The sequence below is a fragment of the Bacillus sp. FSL E2-8900 genome (assembly GCF_037966225.1).
GTDB classification, from domain to species: Bacteria; Bacillota; Bacilli; order Bacillales; family Bacillaceae_G; genus Bacillus_A; species Bacillus_A cereus.
This window is the reverse complement of the sequence record NZ_CP150193.1, coordinates 704,362-720,000: the sequence shown is the minus strand read 5'-3', so window position 1 is coordinate 720,000 and position 15,639 is coordinate 704,362. Positions and strand designations below refer to the sequence as shown.

Genomic DNA, 15,639 nt, shown 5'->3' with positions numbered 1-15,639 from the left:
TACAATTAAATTACCTAAAGATGTAACCAAGCCCGTAGTTAGTCAATTAAACACTTCTATGATTCCACTCGCTCAAATTACTATCCAGAAACAAAACGGTTTTTCAAAAGCAGATGAAAAACAAATTGAAAAAGAAATCGTACCACAACTCGAAAACATTGATGGTGTTGCCAACGTTATGTTTTTCGGAAAATCCACCTCTGAATTATCTATCGTACTTGATCCGAACCAATTAAAAAACAAAAACGTAACATCACAGCAGGTACTAACTGTTTTACAAGGAAAAGAAACTTCTACTCCAGCTGGGGCAATTACTGTTAATCAGGAAGAATACAACCTCCGCGTCATTGGGGACATAAAAAATGTAAATGACATTAAAAACATCACTGTGGCACCCCAAGTGAAATTGCAAGACATTGCTCAAATTGAAATCAAACAACACTACGATACAATCTCACATATAAACGGAGAAGAAGGCACAGGATTAATCATCATGAAAGAACCGAGTAAAAATGCAGTTGCCATTGGAAAAGAGATTGATAAAAAAGTTAAAGAGATAGATAAGGAATATAAAGATCAATTTTCCATTAAACTTTTGGCTTCAACCCATGAACAAGTTGAAAATGCTGTTACTAGCATGGGAAAAGAAGTAATACTTGGAGCAATCGCTGCAACTCTAATTATCTTAATCTTTTTACGTAACTTCCGAACAACACTCATCGCTGTTGTCAGTATTCCATTATCCATTTTATTAACACTCTTTTTACTACATCAATCTAACATTACGCTTAACATTTCAACCCTCGGTGGTTTAGCTGTTGCGGTTGGACGTCTCGTCGATGATAGTATCGTTGTCATCGAGAATATTTTCCGCCGTTTACAAAAAGATTCTTTCTCTAAAGATATCATTCTCGATGCAACGAAAGAAGTCGCAGTCGCAATTACTTCTTCTACTTTAACAACGGTCGCTGTTTTTTTACCTATCGGCCTCGTATCAGGAGCAATCGGAAAATTAATGTTACCTATGGTATTAGCAGTTGTATATTCTATATTATCATCCTTAATCGTTGCACTAACAGTTGTTCCACTTATGGCTTTTTTACTACTCAAAAAAACAAAGCATCGAAAGCCAAGTTCTTCATCACGATATGTCGCTACATTAAAGTGGGCTCTTTCTCATAAATTCATTATTCTACTTACTGCATTTTTATTATTTGTAGGATCAATTGCAGCTTATATATTACTACCGAAAGCAAACATAAAATCTGAAGACGACACAATGTTATCTATTAACATGACATTTCCAGCCGATTATAATGCTGAATCTCAAAAACAAAAAGCATTTGATTTTGAAAAGAAATTACTTTCTAATTCAGATATAACAGACGTTATTTTACGAATGGGATCTAGCGCAGAAGATGCACAATGGGGGCAAACAACTAAAAATAACCTCGCTAGTATATTCGTAGTCTTTAAAAAAGGTTCTGATATTGATCAATATATTAAAGAGTTAAAAAAGGAACATAAAACTTTTGAGCCTGCTGAACTTGATTATATAAAAACAAGTTATTCAAGCTCTGGCGGCGGCAATAACTTACAATTTAACGTAACAGCTACTAACGAAGCGGATTTAAAAGAGGCGGCTACTATCGTTGAAACAAAACTAAAAAGCATGGATGATCTTTCTAAAGTAAAAACAAATTTAGAAGATTCTAAGAAAGAATGGCAAATTCATATTGATCAAACAAAGGCTGAACAACTAGGTTTAACACCAGAAATATCTGCGCAACAAGTGGCATTCCTTATGAAGAAATCACCTATTGGCGAAATTACAATTAATAATGAAAAAGCTACTATTATGATAGAACACAAAAAAGAAAACATTAATAAACAAGAAGATATTTTAAATACAAACATACTATCACCTATTAATGGACCAATACCTTTAAAAGACATCGCAACTATTTCAGAAAAACAAACACAAACAGAAATTTTCCATAAAGACGGAAAAGAAACAATCCAAATTACAGCCGAAGCTTCAAATGAAGATTTGAGTAAAGTAAACACAGCAGTAAATAAAGCGATGACTGACTTAGATTTACCTGGTGGTGCAAAAGTAAATATCGCAGGAGCTACTGAATCTATGCAAGAGAATTTTACAGATTTATTCAAAATTATGGGGATTGCAATCGGGATTGTATATTTAATTATGGTTATCACCTTCGGGCAAGCACGTGCTCCTTTTGCAATCCTATTCTCCTTACCATTAGCTGCTGTCGGTGGTATTTTAGGATTAATCATTTCACGAACACCTGTTGATGTAAATTCCTTGATCGGCGCATTAATGTTAATTGGGATTGTTGTTACAAACGCTATTGTATTAATAGAAAGAGTCCAACAAAATCGTGAACATGGAATGGAAACTAGAGAAGCCTTACTTGAAGCAGGTTCTACTAGACTACGCCCAATTATTATGACAGCTATTACAACAATCGTTGCTATGCTCCCACTCCTATTTGGCCAATCCCAAGCAGGAAGTATGGTATCAAAAAGTTTAGCCGTCGTTGTCATCGGCGGTTTGGCAGTCTCAACTGCTCTTACATTAGTAGTCGTTCCAGTTATGTATGAACTATTAGATAAAATCGGGAGAAAAAGACGCTCCCGTAGGAAAATAAGCACTTCTACAGAAACACCTGATATTTAAAAACAAAAGGCGTTATCTTCACAAATGAAGATAACGCCTTCTCTCTATTTAGTCATATAATCCATCATTTTTTCCACATATTGCTCTATAGGTTTACTAGAATCCACAATCTAAATTACATCTGTTCTTCTTTATAATTAATCACAAATTCAACAATCATTACATCCATTCCTTCTATATTAAAATACAAAAGAACCCCCTACTTATAAATAGAGAGTTCTTCTTTATAATTTATGCCGCTTTTACCTTTTTCGTTGTTTTACTTTTTCTTTTCGTTCCTGTAAAGCGCTTGTGTAATATAGATGCTATCAAGCGTGAAATAACATTGAATAGTAATACCATAATAATTAATACAGCTGCAGATTTTGTCGCAATCAACTTCGCATCTGGAATAACTCCTTCAGAATTTAATTTCCAAATGTGAACCGCTAATGTTTCAGCTGGTCTAAACGGATTTAAAGGATGCGCAGGACTTGAGAAATCCGCTGCTGAATTTAAAATCGGGGATGTTAAACCCGCTGTGTAAATTAATGCTGCCGCTTCCCCAAATATACGACCCGCCGCTAAAATAATCCCTGTAATAATTTGTGGTAATGACGATGGGATAATAATACGAGCGATTGTTTGCCACTTCGTTGCACCTAATCCAAGACTTGCCTCTTTTACATTCTGAGGAACTTCTGAAATCGCATTTTCACAAACACGCGTTAAACCTGGTAAATTTAAAATAGTTAAAGCAAGAGCACCACCCATTACTGTGTATCCCCAACCTGTCATTGTAACGAACACTAACAAACCAAACAAACCAACAACAATAGAAGGTAAAGACGCCATCGTCTCTATACATAGACGAACAAAATTTAAAAAACGTCCTTGTTTTGCGTACTCTGCTAAATATATTCCAGCACCTAATCCAAGAGGAATAGATATAATAAGCGTTATAACAAGCATGTAGAATGAATTGAATAACTGCGGACCAATCCCACCACCAGCTCTTGTATTGCTTGGTTCTCCAAACAAGAAATTAGGATCCCAAAATCCCCATCCCTTTTGTAAAATCTCAAATACTAAGAACACTAGCAAAGCTACAACTAAAGCCGCAACCGCATAAAAGATACCTGTCCAAACTTTATTTACCGTTCTTGCATTCATTATTATCGCTCACCTCTTTGCCCAATCGCTCGAATTACTAAAATAAACAGGAATGAAATAACAAGTAAAATCATCGCTAAAGTCCATAGCGCATTGTTCCAAGCAGTTCCGTTCAATGTATTCGTCATGTCCATTGTTAAAATACCAGTTAACGTCGCTGTCGGACTATATATTCCTTCTGGTAATTTAATCGTATTCCCGATTACCATTTGAACCGCTAACGCTTCACCGAAAGCACGCGCTAAGCCTAAAACAACACCTGTTAAAATCCCTTTTTTCGCAGCAGGAACAATCACTCGGCTAATCGCTTGCCATTTCGTTGATCCTAGACCATAAGAAGCTTCTAAATAATCAAATGGAACAGAACGTATTGCATCAGAAGCGATACTAGCAATAGTAGGTAAAATCATAATACTTAATACAACAATACCTGCAATTAAACTAAAGCCTACTCCCCCAAACGAATCACGTAATAGCGGTACTAAAATCGTAACCCCTAATAATCCGTATACAACCGAAGGAATACCAACTAACAATTCTAGAACAGGCTTCAATACTTTATTTCCAAACTTTGGCGAAATTAAATTCATGAATATAGCAAGAGCTATAGCAATTGGTGCACTAATAATAACCGCACCTAACGAAACCACCGTTGAACCTACAATGAAAATTAAAGCCCCGAAGGATCCTTGATCAGCATTTGGATTCCATTTTGTCGATGTTAACATCTCAGTAAATGAGATACCACTTTGTGTAAAAGATTGAATACCTTTCCCACAAATAAACGCAATAATAGCTAATGTAATTAAAACTATAAAAATACCACAAAACGTAACAAGTGATCTTCCTATATATTCACTTTTCACGTAATTAATTTGTTTTTTCCCCTTCATCACAGGACAGACCCCACTTCACAGATTGAAATGAACAGGACTGGCCTTGCAGCCAGCCCCATAAAATTTTATTACTTATTTAATTTAGACATTGGAATGTAGCCCATATCTTCTACTTGCTTTTCAAAATCTTTACCTTTTACATAATCGATGTAAGCTTTCGTCGCTTCCTTCGCTTCACCTTTTGTTACCATATATTCGTAAGACCAGAATGGATATTTACCAGACGCGATGTTTTCAACTTTCGGTTCAGCACCATCAATTTTCACTGTTTGTAGTGCGCCTTTTTTCTCGCCCACCATGTAAGACATTGCTAAATAGCTCACCGAACCAGGAGTAGAGTTAATCGCTTGCTCTACTGCACCGTTAGAATCTTGTGTTGTACCAGTTCCATCATTAATTTTCGCGTCTTTCATAATCGTTTTTTCAAATGTAGCACGTGTACCAGATGAAGCTGGACGATTAATCACATTGATTTTTTCATCTTTTCCGCCAACTTCTTTCCAATTTGTTACTTTTCCAGTGAAGATATCTTGTACTTGTTGCATTGTTAAGTTATCAACTTTTACATCTTTATTTACGACAAGAGCGAATGCAATACCCGCTACCTTGTTATCTACTAATTCTTTCGCCTTTTCAGCATCTTTTATTTTATCTCCGGATGGAACATCTGAATTACCAATTTGTACTGCACCAGATGCTACTTGGTTAATCCCAGTTCCACTACCGCCACCTTGAACTTGAATAGAAACTTTTGAATTTTTCTCCATGAATTTCTTTCCAGCTTCCTCCGCAAGAGGTAGAAGAGCTGTAGAACCAGCCGCTGCAATCGTACCTGATAATTCTTGTTTTGTATTATCGCTTCCTTTAGCAGTGTCTTTACTAGTTGTATCTTCTGCTTTCCCACAACCAACTAATGCTCCTGCTACCACTAAAGCTGCTAAAGAAAATTTAATACCTTTTTTCATAACCATGTCTTGTACCCCCATTTGGATTATCACTTTTCGAATTCATTTTCTTTCGAACACAAATTCATTGTAGGACAACAATATTATGTGAGTGTTAAGCAATTTTTAATTTTAAGTAAATGACGATAATAATCTTTAAAAGCTAGAAATCCCAACATTTATAGTTAAATAACCCAACAAAAACCACACTAACTACGCTGCAATGTAAATATATTCTTAACAATGTAAATTCAATGTAAATGTTTTTCTCTCTTTTTCCCTTTTCGTTAAAGTTACATTTACAATTCCGCTGTATTTTGTAATTTTTACACACCTAATTTATGCACATTAAAAATAATTTCAGTAATATTTTTTAGTACAACTAAATAAATTGGAACAATTCTAAAAATAAATGAATATTTTTAAAGTACTAATTGACAACATAATCCAATGTAGTCTACTATATTACTAACAAAAAGTTTACCTTAGGAAACTTTTTAAACTCAAACTAAAAATATAGAGATGAGGTAACTTTTATGGTATCGGCTAATATAAAACCACTTTCCGAATTTAAAATAGGAGAGTTTGTACAAATTGAGAAGATACAATTAGAAGGAACTATGAAACGACGCTTATTAGATTTGGGATTTATCCCGGGGGCGACGATTAAAGTATTGCAACGCAGTCCACTTGGAGATCCGGTCGCTTATCAAGTGAGCAACACAACTATTGCACTGCGCAAAGAAGAAAGCTCCCTTATTTTCGGGGTATTAATAGGAGATGATTTCAGATGAGCAAACATCGTATCGCTTTAGCTGGTAACCCGAATACAGGGAAAAGTACATTATTTAATACTTTAACAGGCTTAAAACAACATACTGGAAACTGGACGGGAAAAACTGTTTTAAAAGCTGAAGGAGAATATGAACATAACGGAAGTAATTATACATTAATAGATTTACCGGGAACTTACTCACTATACTCAAATTCCGCAGACGAAGAAGTAGCGAGGGATTATATTATATTTGAAAAACCAGAAGTAACTGTAGTTGTTATAGACGCAACTGCTATGGAAAGAAATTTAAATTTAGCACTCCAGGTGATGGAGATGACAAATAATGTAGTCATTTGCATTAACTTAATTGATGAAGCCCAGAAAAAAGGCATCCTTATTGATGAAAAGAAATTAGCAAAATCACTTGGTGTGCCTGTCGTTAAAATTTCAGCACGTAACCGAGTAGGTATTGGTCATTTGCTAAATGTTATTGCAAAAGTAGCAAATAAAAAACTAATTCCAGCACCAATTAAAATTACTTACAGCGAAAAAATCGAAAATATGATTCAGGAATTAGAACCACAAATTTATAAAGTGTTCGGTGATACGTATCCAGCACGTTGGATTGCGTTACGTATATTAGATGGAGATAAAAATTTCTTAACTACACTTCAAAAACACCATAATGAACCACTTGTAAGGGAGGTCGTAATTAATGGAATCTCACTCAGCCAGTAAAGCTCTTCCATTAGACTATATTATTCAACATGCACAAACACTTTCAAAAGAAGATATACGAGATGATATAGTCGGAGATATTTACCGAACATCTGCAAGCATATGTAAAGAATCCGTCCAATATACAAATACTGATAAATTATATCGTTCCGAAAAACTAGATAAAATTTTCACATCTCCAATCTGGGGATTCCCAATTATGCTCGGTATTTTATCTATTATTTTTTATCTTACAATTGCAGGCGCTAACGTACCATCTGATATGATTGCCGAATTCTTCGGATGGGCCGAAGGATATTTAACATCTTGGTTCCAAGCTGCGCATGCACCTGAATGGTTACATGGCATTTTAATACTTGGTTTGTTCCGTGGTATCGGTGCTGTTATTAGCGTTATGTTACCACCTATGGCAATCTTTTTCCCTATGTTCGCGCTATTAGAAAACTACGGATACTTACCACGTGTCGCGTTTAATATGGACCGCTTATTCAAACGATCCGGCGCACACGGGAAACAATCTTTAACAATGGCAATGGGATTTGGTTGTAATGCAGCAGCCATTATGTCAACACGTATCATTGAATCACCACGTGAACGTATGCTAGCAATTTTAACGAACAACTTCGTTCCTTGTAACGGTCGCTGGCCTATGTTAATTTTAATGGCTTCACTATTTATGGCTGCTGGTTATACAGGCAGTATGCAAACATTGGTTACTGCTGGCGTTGTAGTCGGAATGGTTGTAATTGGTGTTATTATGACATTAACTGTTTCTTGGGTACTATCAAAAACAGCCTTAAAAGGGGTTCCAACTCACTACACACTTGAGTTACCTCCGTACCGCAAGCCAAAAGTTTGGAATACAATTGTTCGCGCAACACTCGATAAATCAATCTATGTTTTAAAACGAGCTATAGTTGTTGCTGCCCCTGCGGCTGCATTAACTTGGTTACTTGCTAACATTTTTATTGGTGACACAAGCTTACTTATGTATTTTGTAAACTTCCTAGATCCATTTGCTAAAATGTTAGGACTTGACGGCTTTATTCTAGCTGCATTCATTCTTGGACTACCCGCTAATGAAATTGTAATCCCAATTTTATTAATGTCTTACTTATCAACTGGGGCCTTAACTGAAATAGATGATTTTAATCAAATTAAAAATCTATTCCTAGAAAATGGTTGGACTTGGTTAACAGCGTTAAACACAATGTTGTTCTCACTTCTTCATTTCCCGTGCGGAACAACACTAGTTAACATATACAAAGAAACAAAAAGTGCAAAATGGACATTCTTATCGTTTGCAATCCCTACCGTTATCGCCATTGTTGTTACATTCCTCTCTACACAATTGGTACATTGGTTAGGGCTTGTATAAAGCAAAGCATACATAGAAGGTATCCCCCTTCACATATGCTTTGCACGAAAGAAACCTGAAATTATTCAGGTTTCTTTTTTTGCACATCAGTATTCCACGGCTGTGCTCCATACGTTGTGAGTTTTTTATGAATAAAATATATAGTTCCTGGAAGAACTGCCATTAATATCGTGCAACTAATTCCTAATCCAGTAAACAACTTTCATCACCTTATTTCACTCTTTTCGGTAAAGCTGAACCTGAATGTTCAATTGTTGGATGAACATGAACAGTAATTTCAGCATTACTAAAGTAATTTTCGCCTTGATCCCAATTCTTACTTATTTTTGTCCATTCTTTATAATTATGTCGCTTATACACTTCCCCTAACTCTAATACATCTACCTTATATTTTTTTTGAACAAGCTTAATCGATTTTTGAATACGCTCCTCCATTTCTTCCGATATATCCTTCTCTAAACTCTTTTCATTCAAAACCTTTTTATGATCACTAAAGTGCAACTCAGCTATTGTACCTTCCAGAAATAAATGAATATTAAATTTCGGTTTTGTAGCATTCGTTGTGGATACTTTAATTTTTCGACGTAACTTATGAATTTCATATGTAATAAGTTGATTCTTTTTACGGATGGTAAAAAAACCTCCAATTTTTTTACCTATTATATAATTCATCCCTACTGTTTCTTCCCCACTCAAATTGCCTACACACTTATTATCCTTTCCACGAAACAATGCTGCACCGTTCATTTGTACTCCTTGTTTTGTTAGTTCCAGAATAGGTAATACAAAACTTCGGTTAGAGATCATCTTTTCCTGCACCTCACCAATTCTTGCAGCCTCAATCATTTGGGCATTTTTCGGAGGGTGTTCAGCTAACATATCAATATACTGCGCCGGTAAATTTTCAGGCTTGGCACTTTGTTTTAAAATAGCTTCGGCATTTTTATTAGAAACGAACAAACGAATATTTCTTCTCATCTCATGATCGCGAATATATACATCTAACGTATTTTGTAAAATGTATGGATGTGAAAGTAATTCTTCAGAGAAAATAATCACCTGTATATGAGGGAAAAATAATGTACGACTAATTTTTTTGGCGATTATTCTTATTTGTTCAAATACACTATCTGCTTTTGCACTAACATTAATATAATTTTCGCTATCCCCACCCCCTTGTCCACCCTGTTGAGACAATTTACTGGGGAGTACCATCTGATAGGTCCCTTTCATAATTGGATTCGCTTTCTTCTCCTTCACAATATCGTAAGCCGCTCCTACTACAAATCCTCTTTCTTCTATCTCTTCTAACTCAGAACACCCACTCATAAATCCAGTTAAAGCCATAACCATTATAATTTTAAGAAGGTGTTTCATTTCCACCATTCCTTCTTTTTATTTTATATACAATCAAAACGAGCAAAGGAGCTAACAAAACAAACCCCATATCTATCCAAGCTAAATAAGTCCCATAACTTGATAAAGTATTCAAACTACTAGGTATCATATTCACCATAAAAATAATAGGGGCACTTACGAAAATAAAAATTTGTTTCTTCACTTTCGGAAACATAGCACAAAACAATAAAGATGCGACGTCATAATACATTGCTGTAGTGTTATAAATAGTAATAATCCAAGTCGTAAAAAAAATCGCATCAAACCTTTCTAAAAATCCTCCACCAATTTCAATTTCTTTCCCTAATTCAATTGTTGGATATGTCAATCCACGTGTTGTCATATAAGTAAAAACACTAATACAAGTTACATAAATTAAAATGTATGACAGCACGTTTACCATCACCGCTTTCGCGACTGCCATTGGCGCTTTTTTCACTGTCTTATCATTCAGCAAAACCGCATAAAATAACGCTACTTCAAATCCAATAAACGTAAAAATAGAATTTTTAACTCCAACAGCATATTGACTTACTTTCGTTTGAAAAGCTGGTAGTAAATTATTTATTTCCATTAAATTTATATTCAATAAAGAAAGAAGTACTATCGCAATTAAAACAATAGGTAAGAATAAAACATTTAACCTTAATAAGGCTGCTCTTGATCCTGCTATTCCATAAATAACAACTAATAAGAAGAAGAAAGACAATAGTTGTATTGGTGTATCACTAAATAAATACGTTTGAGAAATAACTGAAATCATTCGCGATTCATATGCTGTCAAAGCAGCAAACGTTAATACTAAAATACTACTAATTGTGTATGCAACAGGCTTCGTCAAATGCGCACTCGTATATTGAACAAAATTTTGTTTTGGAAATAAGATAGCCACTCTCGTCACAAACCAGCCTAAAACTGCGCAGATCAATCCACCCAAAAGCAAGATAATCCAACCGTCCGAAAATAAAGTTTGGTTAGCGATATCTCTTGGCATAGACAATGCCCCTATACCAATAATGGTCGATGATACCGCAAACCCAATTTCACGAGATCCAATCTCTTCATCGCCATACTCAAATGGTTTCACTTATTTTCGCTCCTTTGGACGTATTGTAGAATCTTTTGTTTGTAAGTACTCTGGTCTATCTTTCAACATCGATTTTGGCATGCGAATAAATTCTTCTTTCCAATCTTTATAAAATGCAGGAGCAATTGGAGTTGTATACGGTATACCAACACTTGTTAAATTTGTAATATGAATAGCAAGTGCGATCAGAGCTAGAATGATCCCATACAACCCAAAAGCCGTTGCAGCTAATACAAAGACGAAAAGTAAAATTCGGAACGTAATCGTAATACTATATACAGGAAGCGAAAACGTAGCAATCGCAGTAACTGCAATAATAATAACTAAAAACGGATTTACAATCCCTGCATTTACCGCAGCTTCTCCAATTACAAGACCTCCTACAATCCCTATCGTTTGTCCCATCGGTTTCGGCAATCGGATTCCAGCTTCTCGTATTAATTCCATAGTCAAGGCCATCATTAACGTTTCAATATATGCTGGAAATGGAACACCTTCCCTCGCACCTGCAATTGAATAAGCCAGTTTAGAAGGAATAAGTCCTTGATGATAAGATACAAGTGCTACATACATAGCTGGTAACAAAACCGCAATTATACCTGAACCCATACGTAAAAATCTTAATAACGTTCCAATCACCCAGCGCTCGTAATGATCTTCTACAGATTGAAAAATATCAACAAACACAAGTGGTGCAATAAGAGCAAACGGGGATCCGTCTACTAAAATGGCCGCCTTCCCTTTCGCTAATGAGGCTATAATATTATCAGGCCTCTCTGTATTCAAAAACTGTGGAAATGGGGATAAATTATTATCCTGAATTAATTGTTCAATCGTACCTGTTTCCAAAACGACATCTGTCACTATTGATTGAAGACGGCGATCTAACTCTTTTACAATGTGAGGATTAATAATATCCTCTATATATACTAGGGTTACTTCTTTCTGCGATCGCTTCCCCATAATATAAGATTGGAACCTCAACTTTGGATCGCGTAAACTGCGTCGGATTAACATTTTATTCACATTAATATCTTCATTTAATCCAACTCTCGGCCCGCGTATTAAATCTTCTGTCACTGGTGGTTCTAAACTTCGCTTCTCCCAGGCCCTACTATTAATAACGATAGCGGTTTGAATATTATCAATTAATATAACTGTATCTCCCGCTAATATCGCATTCATAATATCTGGAAACTTCGTCTTTACACCCACTTCTGCGATAGAAATAAAACGATCCAATAACGTTTGAACAACAGCTTCCTCATTTATAATTTCTTCGTATTGCAGTGTGCGAATGACATATTTATAAACATTATCCTTATCTGTCAATCCACATAAAAACACAACCGCACAACGTGTAAAACTCCCAGCAAGAGCAACTTCTCTAATTGTTAAATCATTAGGTGAACCTAACTCATCCCTAATTTCTTTCATAACTTCAAATAAGTTACCTTCAAGCTCTAACAATTTCCCCACCTAGCTTCCTTTTCAACAAGTTTTTAGTTAGATTCCGCTAATAGAAGGAAATATATACAAAAAAAGAGCTATCTCTTTTCAAAGATAGCTCTAATAAAGTAAAACTTTAATCAACCCTCACCAATCGGGCTTTTACGGACAGTTTAATCCCCACCTAACTTCTTTGCTTCCGCTGAATTTTGAGGTGGGGGTCTTACTGCCCGTTAATGCAGGATAAACGAATTACTTTTCTACTATTATAGTGTTTTTCTTTATAAATACACCTTTTGTAAATCCACTAACTACAAACATCACAATTATATTAATTAACAATGCGACTATACCTACATTCAAATCTTTTATATACTGCGGGAAACTCGGAAACATCGTGGCTATAGTTGAACCAGATAAGGTAATATATGCGACCACTAATAGCCCAACTCCCATTCCTGCAATCGCCCCTTGCTTCGTAATAATTTGACGTGGAAACAAGCTACATACAAGTGCAGGGAAAAGTTGCGTAACGATACTGTATCCCATTAATAGAAGTGCTCCTATTGTTTCTCCTCCCTTAAATGTAAATAAAACTGCCACGAGCGTTACTACAGGCACAAATAATTTTGCCATCTTAGCAACTTGTCTATCTGAAGCAGACGGGACTATCGTTCGGTAAATATTTTTTGCTAACAGTGTAGAAGCCGCCATAACAAGCATAGACCCTGGAACCAATGCCGTTAATACTCCCGCACTACCAATAATTCCAATAAACCAAGGATCAAAAGTTTGTAAAGCAAGACGGAATAACGAAAGATCTACATCCGCTCCCTTTAACCCAGGAACTTGCAATATAGCAGCAAATCCTGCAAAAAATACGAAAAGTAAAACTAAAGAATACAATGGCATAATTGCTGCATTTTTACGAAATACTTTTTCATTTTTTGCAGAAAAAGCAGAAGCAAATGTATGAGGCCACATATAAAAACCGAGGGCCGTTAATATAATAGTAGAAACAAACCAAGAAATACTCATTCCTTCTTCAGGTAAAGATAAAAATCCCGGTTTCGCTGCCTCTACAGCCTCAAACATCGGCTGAAATCCTCCATAATAATGATACGGCAAATATATACCTAAAAACATAACGATAAACAGTATCATAATATCCTTCAAAGCAGCCGTCCAAGCCGAACCATGTATACCTGAAACCATTACATATATAGTTATAACAATAGCACCGATCCATACTGCAACAACAGGTGACACCCTTCCGTAAGAAGCTTCTGAAACGATAATTCCCAGTCCTTTTAACTGTAAAACAAGATATGGGATGATGGAAACAACACCAACAATCGAAACAATAAGTCCAAGCGCTTTACTTCTATATTTCTTCGCAAAAAAATCCGACTGTGAAACAAGGTTATGCTCTTTCGCATACTTCCAAATGGGTGGCAATAAAAAATACGATAAAAGATAAGCTAAAGCACCATATCCCAAAATATAAAAGGTAGGTGCTCCTTTACTATACGCCCAGCCGCTTCCCCCTAAAAATGTAAACGTCGTATAAATTTCACCTGCCATAAGGAGAAAAACAAAAATAGTGCCAAATCCTCTTCCTCCAACTGACCATTGTTCTAAATTCATATCTTTTCCATGTTGTGCCCGAATCCCTAAAAATAGTGCGAGAAACAAAAATAAAATAATGATAAGTAATGCAGTCATTTTACATCCTCCTTATTAGCAGGATCAAACACGTACACAAGCCACATACAAAAAGATGTAATAAACACTGATAATAATACCCAAAATAATAAAAATGGCATCCCTAATACGTAAGGAGTAACTGAATTCGCAAATATTGGCCCAACTACTAAACAAAGAACTGGGATAAGCGCTAGAATGTGTATTTTCTTCATCTCATTCTCCTTTACTTATAAAGTTCATAATGGCTGATACAAAGACTTCCACTCCAATCGGTAATGCATCTTCGTCAATCGTAAAACGAGGGTGATGGTGAGGATATATAATACCTTTCTCTTTATTTCCCGCTCCGATAAAAAAGAATGTCCCCGGTGCCTTTTGTAAAAACGCTGAAAAATCTTCTCCAGCCATCGTCGGCTGTAAACGAACAACCCTATCCCTTCCATAAAGTTGTAATGCCGTTTGTTCAATAAGCTCTGTAGCTTCATAATCATTTACAACTGGTCGATATCCATATTCATATGAAAATGTATATTTCGCTCCGTAAGATTCCGTAATATGCTTCACAATCCGCTCAATCTTCTTCTCTGTTTCACCTCGTAATTCATGTCTTAAACTTCTTACTGTCCCTTCAATCTCGGCTTGCTCTGGTATTACATTATGAGTTGTCCCAGCATGAAATTGCGTAACAGATATTACGAGAGAATCTAATGGATTCGTGAGGCGAGATACAATTTGCTGAAGTTGCGAAACGACTTGTGTTCCGATTGCAATACTATCCACCGTTTCATGAGGGATTCCAGCATGTCCACCTTTTCCCTCTATCTTAATTTTAAAAACATCCGGTGCAGCCATTGCAGGACCATAAATAACACCTATTTTCCCAACCTCTAACGACGCCCAAAGGTGAGCACCAATAATATAATCCACACCTTCCATTACACCTGCAGCAACCATCTCCTCTGCACCACCAGGAAAATTCTCTTCAGCATGTTGGAATAGAAAACGAATCTCCCCTTGAATCTTCTCTCTTTCTTCTACCAACTTATGTACAACCCCAAGTAATATCGCTATATGTCCATCATGACCACATGCATGCATTACACCTTTATATGTAGAAATAAAATCAAACTCATTTTCTTCATGAATAGGAAGAGCATCCATATCGGCTCGAATCGCAACTGTTTTGCCCGGATGTTTACCTACTAACTTTGCCATCACACTATATTTAGTCGGCCGTGACACTTCTAAATATGGGAATTTCCGAAGTATATCGAACACAAACTGCGATGTTTTCTCTTCTTGAAAAGATAACTCTGGATACTTATGAAAATGCCTTCTCCACTCAACTAACTGATTTTTTGACAAAACAAGTTCCTTTGCAACATCCATTTCTCTTCTCCCCTTCTTCACC

At 35.9% G+C, this 15,639-nt stretch carries 14 protein-coding genes and 1 pseudogene (1 of these 15 only partly in view); 4 read left to right on the top strand and 11 right to left on the bottom strand.

Going from position 1 to position 15,639, the window contains the following annotated elements; genetic code table 11:
• Positions 1-2,704, top strand: the 3' portion of a protein-coding gene (locus NST90_RS03605; RefSeq protein WP_283748122.1) for an efflux RND transporter permease subunit. Its footprint begins 341 nt before the window's first position; only the last 2,704 of its 3,045 coding nucleotides appear in the window; its start codon lies beyond the left edge, outside the window; it ends in the stop codon at positions 2,702-2,704.
• Between the two features lie 44 nt (positions 2,705-2,748).
• Here the strand turns inward: NST90_RS03605 and NST90_RS03600 are convergent.
• The 4 genes and pseudogenes from NST90_RS03600 to NST90_RS03585 all read right to left on the bottom strand — a co-directional run.
• Positions 2,749-2,814, bottom strand: a pseudogene (locus NST90_RS03600) (ATP-binding protein); the annotation flags it as partial.
• Positions 2,815-2,935: 121 nt separating this feature from the next.
• The gene (gene pstA / locus NST90_RS03595) at positions 2,936-3,856 is read right to left on the bottom strand and encodes a phosphate ABC transporter permease PstA (RefSeq protein ID WP_000994141.1); all 921 of its coding nucleotides are present in this window, start codon (positions 3,854-3,856) and stop codon (positions 2,936-2,938) included.
• A gap of 2 nt (positions 3,857-3,858) precedes the next feature.
• On the bottom strand, positions 3,859-4,749 hold the full coding sequence (pstC, locus tag NST90_RS03590) for a phosphate ABC transporter permease subunit PstC (protein WP_000676676.1): 891 nt from the start codon (positions 4,747-4,749) through the stop codon (positions 3,859-3,861).
• Between the two features lie 71 nt (positions 4,750-4,820).
• The gene (locus NST90_RS03585; protein WP_000245108.1) at positions 4,821-5,723 is read right to left on the bottom strand and encodes a phosphate ABC transporter substrate-binding protein PstS family protein; all 903 of its coding nucleotides are present in this window, start codon (positions 5,721-5,723) and stop codon (positions 4,821-4,823) included.
• A gap of 509 nt (positions 5,724-6,232) precedes the next feature.
• Between NST90_RS03585 and NST90_RS03580 the strand changes: the two genes are divergently transcribed.
• The 3 genes from NST90_RS03580 to NST90_RS03570 are packed head-to-tail and all read left to right on the top strand — an operon-like array spanning position 6,233 to position 8,587.
• Positions 6,233-6,490: a FeoA family protein gene (locus NST90_RS03580; RefSeq protein WP_000252982.1), complete on the top strand. Its 258-nt coding sequence runs from the start codon at positions 6,233-6,235 to the stop codon at positions 6,488-6,490.
• Complete coding sequence (locus NST90_RS03575; RefSeq protein ID WP_000033871.1) at positions 6,487-7,209, top strand: FeoB small GTPase domain-containing protein; 723 nt, start codon at positions 6,487-6,489, stop codon at positions 7,207-7,209. Before NST90_RS03580 ends, NST90_RS03575 begins: the two co-directional genes overlap by 4 nt.
• Positions 7,187-8,587, top strand: coding sequence for a nucleoside recognition domain-containing protein (locus tag NST90_RS03570; protein WP_000443602.1), 1,401 nt, complete (start codon positions 7,187-7,189; stop codon positions 8,585-8,587). The genes NST90_RS03575 and NST90_RS03570 overlap by 23 nt, the downstream gene beginning before the upstream one ends.
• Before the next feature lie 61 nt (positions 8,588-8,648).
• On the opposite strand, the gene NST90_RS03565 is transcribed toward NST90_RS03570, so the two are convergent.
• From NST90_RS03565 to NST90_RS03535, 7 genes are all read right to left on the bottom strand, one after another.
• Entirely contained in the window at positions 8,649-8,786 is a 138-nt protein-coding gene (locus NST90_RS03565; RefSeq protein WP_000493997.1) for a hypothetical protein, read from the bottom strand.
• An 11-nt stretch (positions 8,787-8,797) separates the two neighbouring features.
• Complete coding sequence (gene gerLC / locus NST90_RS03560; RefSeq protein WP_000681632.1) at positions 8,798-9,964, bottom strand: spore germination protein GerLC; 1,167 nt, start codon at positions 9,962-9,964, stop codon at positions 8,798-8,800.
• Positions 9,948-11,072: a spore germination protein GerLB gene (gene gerLB, locus NST90_RS03555; protein ID WP_283748121.1), complete on the bottom strand. Its 1,125-nt coding sequence runs from the start codon at positions 11,070-11,072 to the stop codon at positions 9,948-9,950. The genes gerLC and gerLB overlap by 17 nt, the downstream gene beginning before the upstream one ends.
• Complete coding sequence (gene gerLA, locus NST90_RS03550; protein ID WP_002023287.1) at positions 11,073-12,551, bottom strand: spore germination protein GerLA; 1,479 nt, start codon at positions 12,549-12,551, stop codon at positions 11,073-11,075.
• Positions 12,552-12,773: 222 nt separating this feature from the next.
• A complete protein-coding gene (locus NST90_RS03545; protein WP_000125937.1) occupies positions 12,774-14,246 on the bottom strand; it encodes a sodium:solute symporter in 1,473 nt (490 codons plus the stop codon).
• Entirely contained in the window at positions 14,243-14,440 is a 198-nt protein-coding gene (locus tag NST90_RS03540) for a DUF3311 domain-containing protein (protein ID WP_006919289.1), read from the bottom strand. Before NST90_RS03540 ends, NST90_RS03545 begins: the two co-directional genes overlap by 4 nt.
• A 1-nt stretch (position 14,441) precedes the next feature.
• Complete coding sequence (locus NST90_RS03535; protein WP_025710072.1) at positions 14,442-15,617, bottom strand: amidohydrolase; 1,176 nt, start codon at positions 15,615-15,617, stop codon at positions 14,442-14,444.
• Positions 15,618-15,639: the final 22 nt, after the last annotated feature.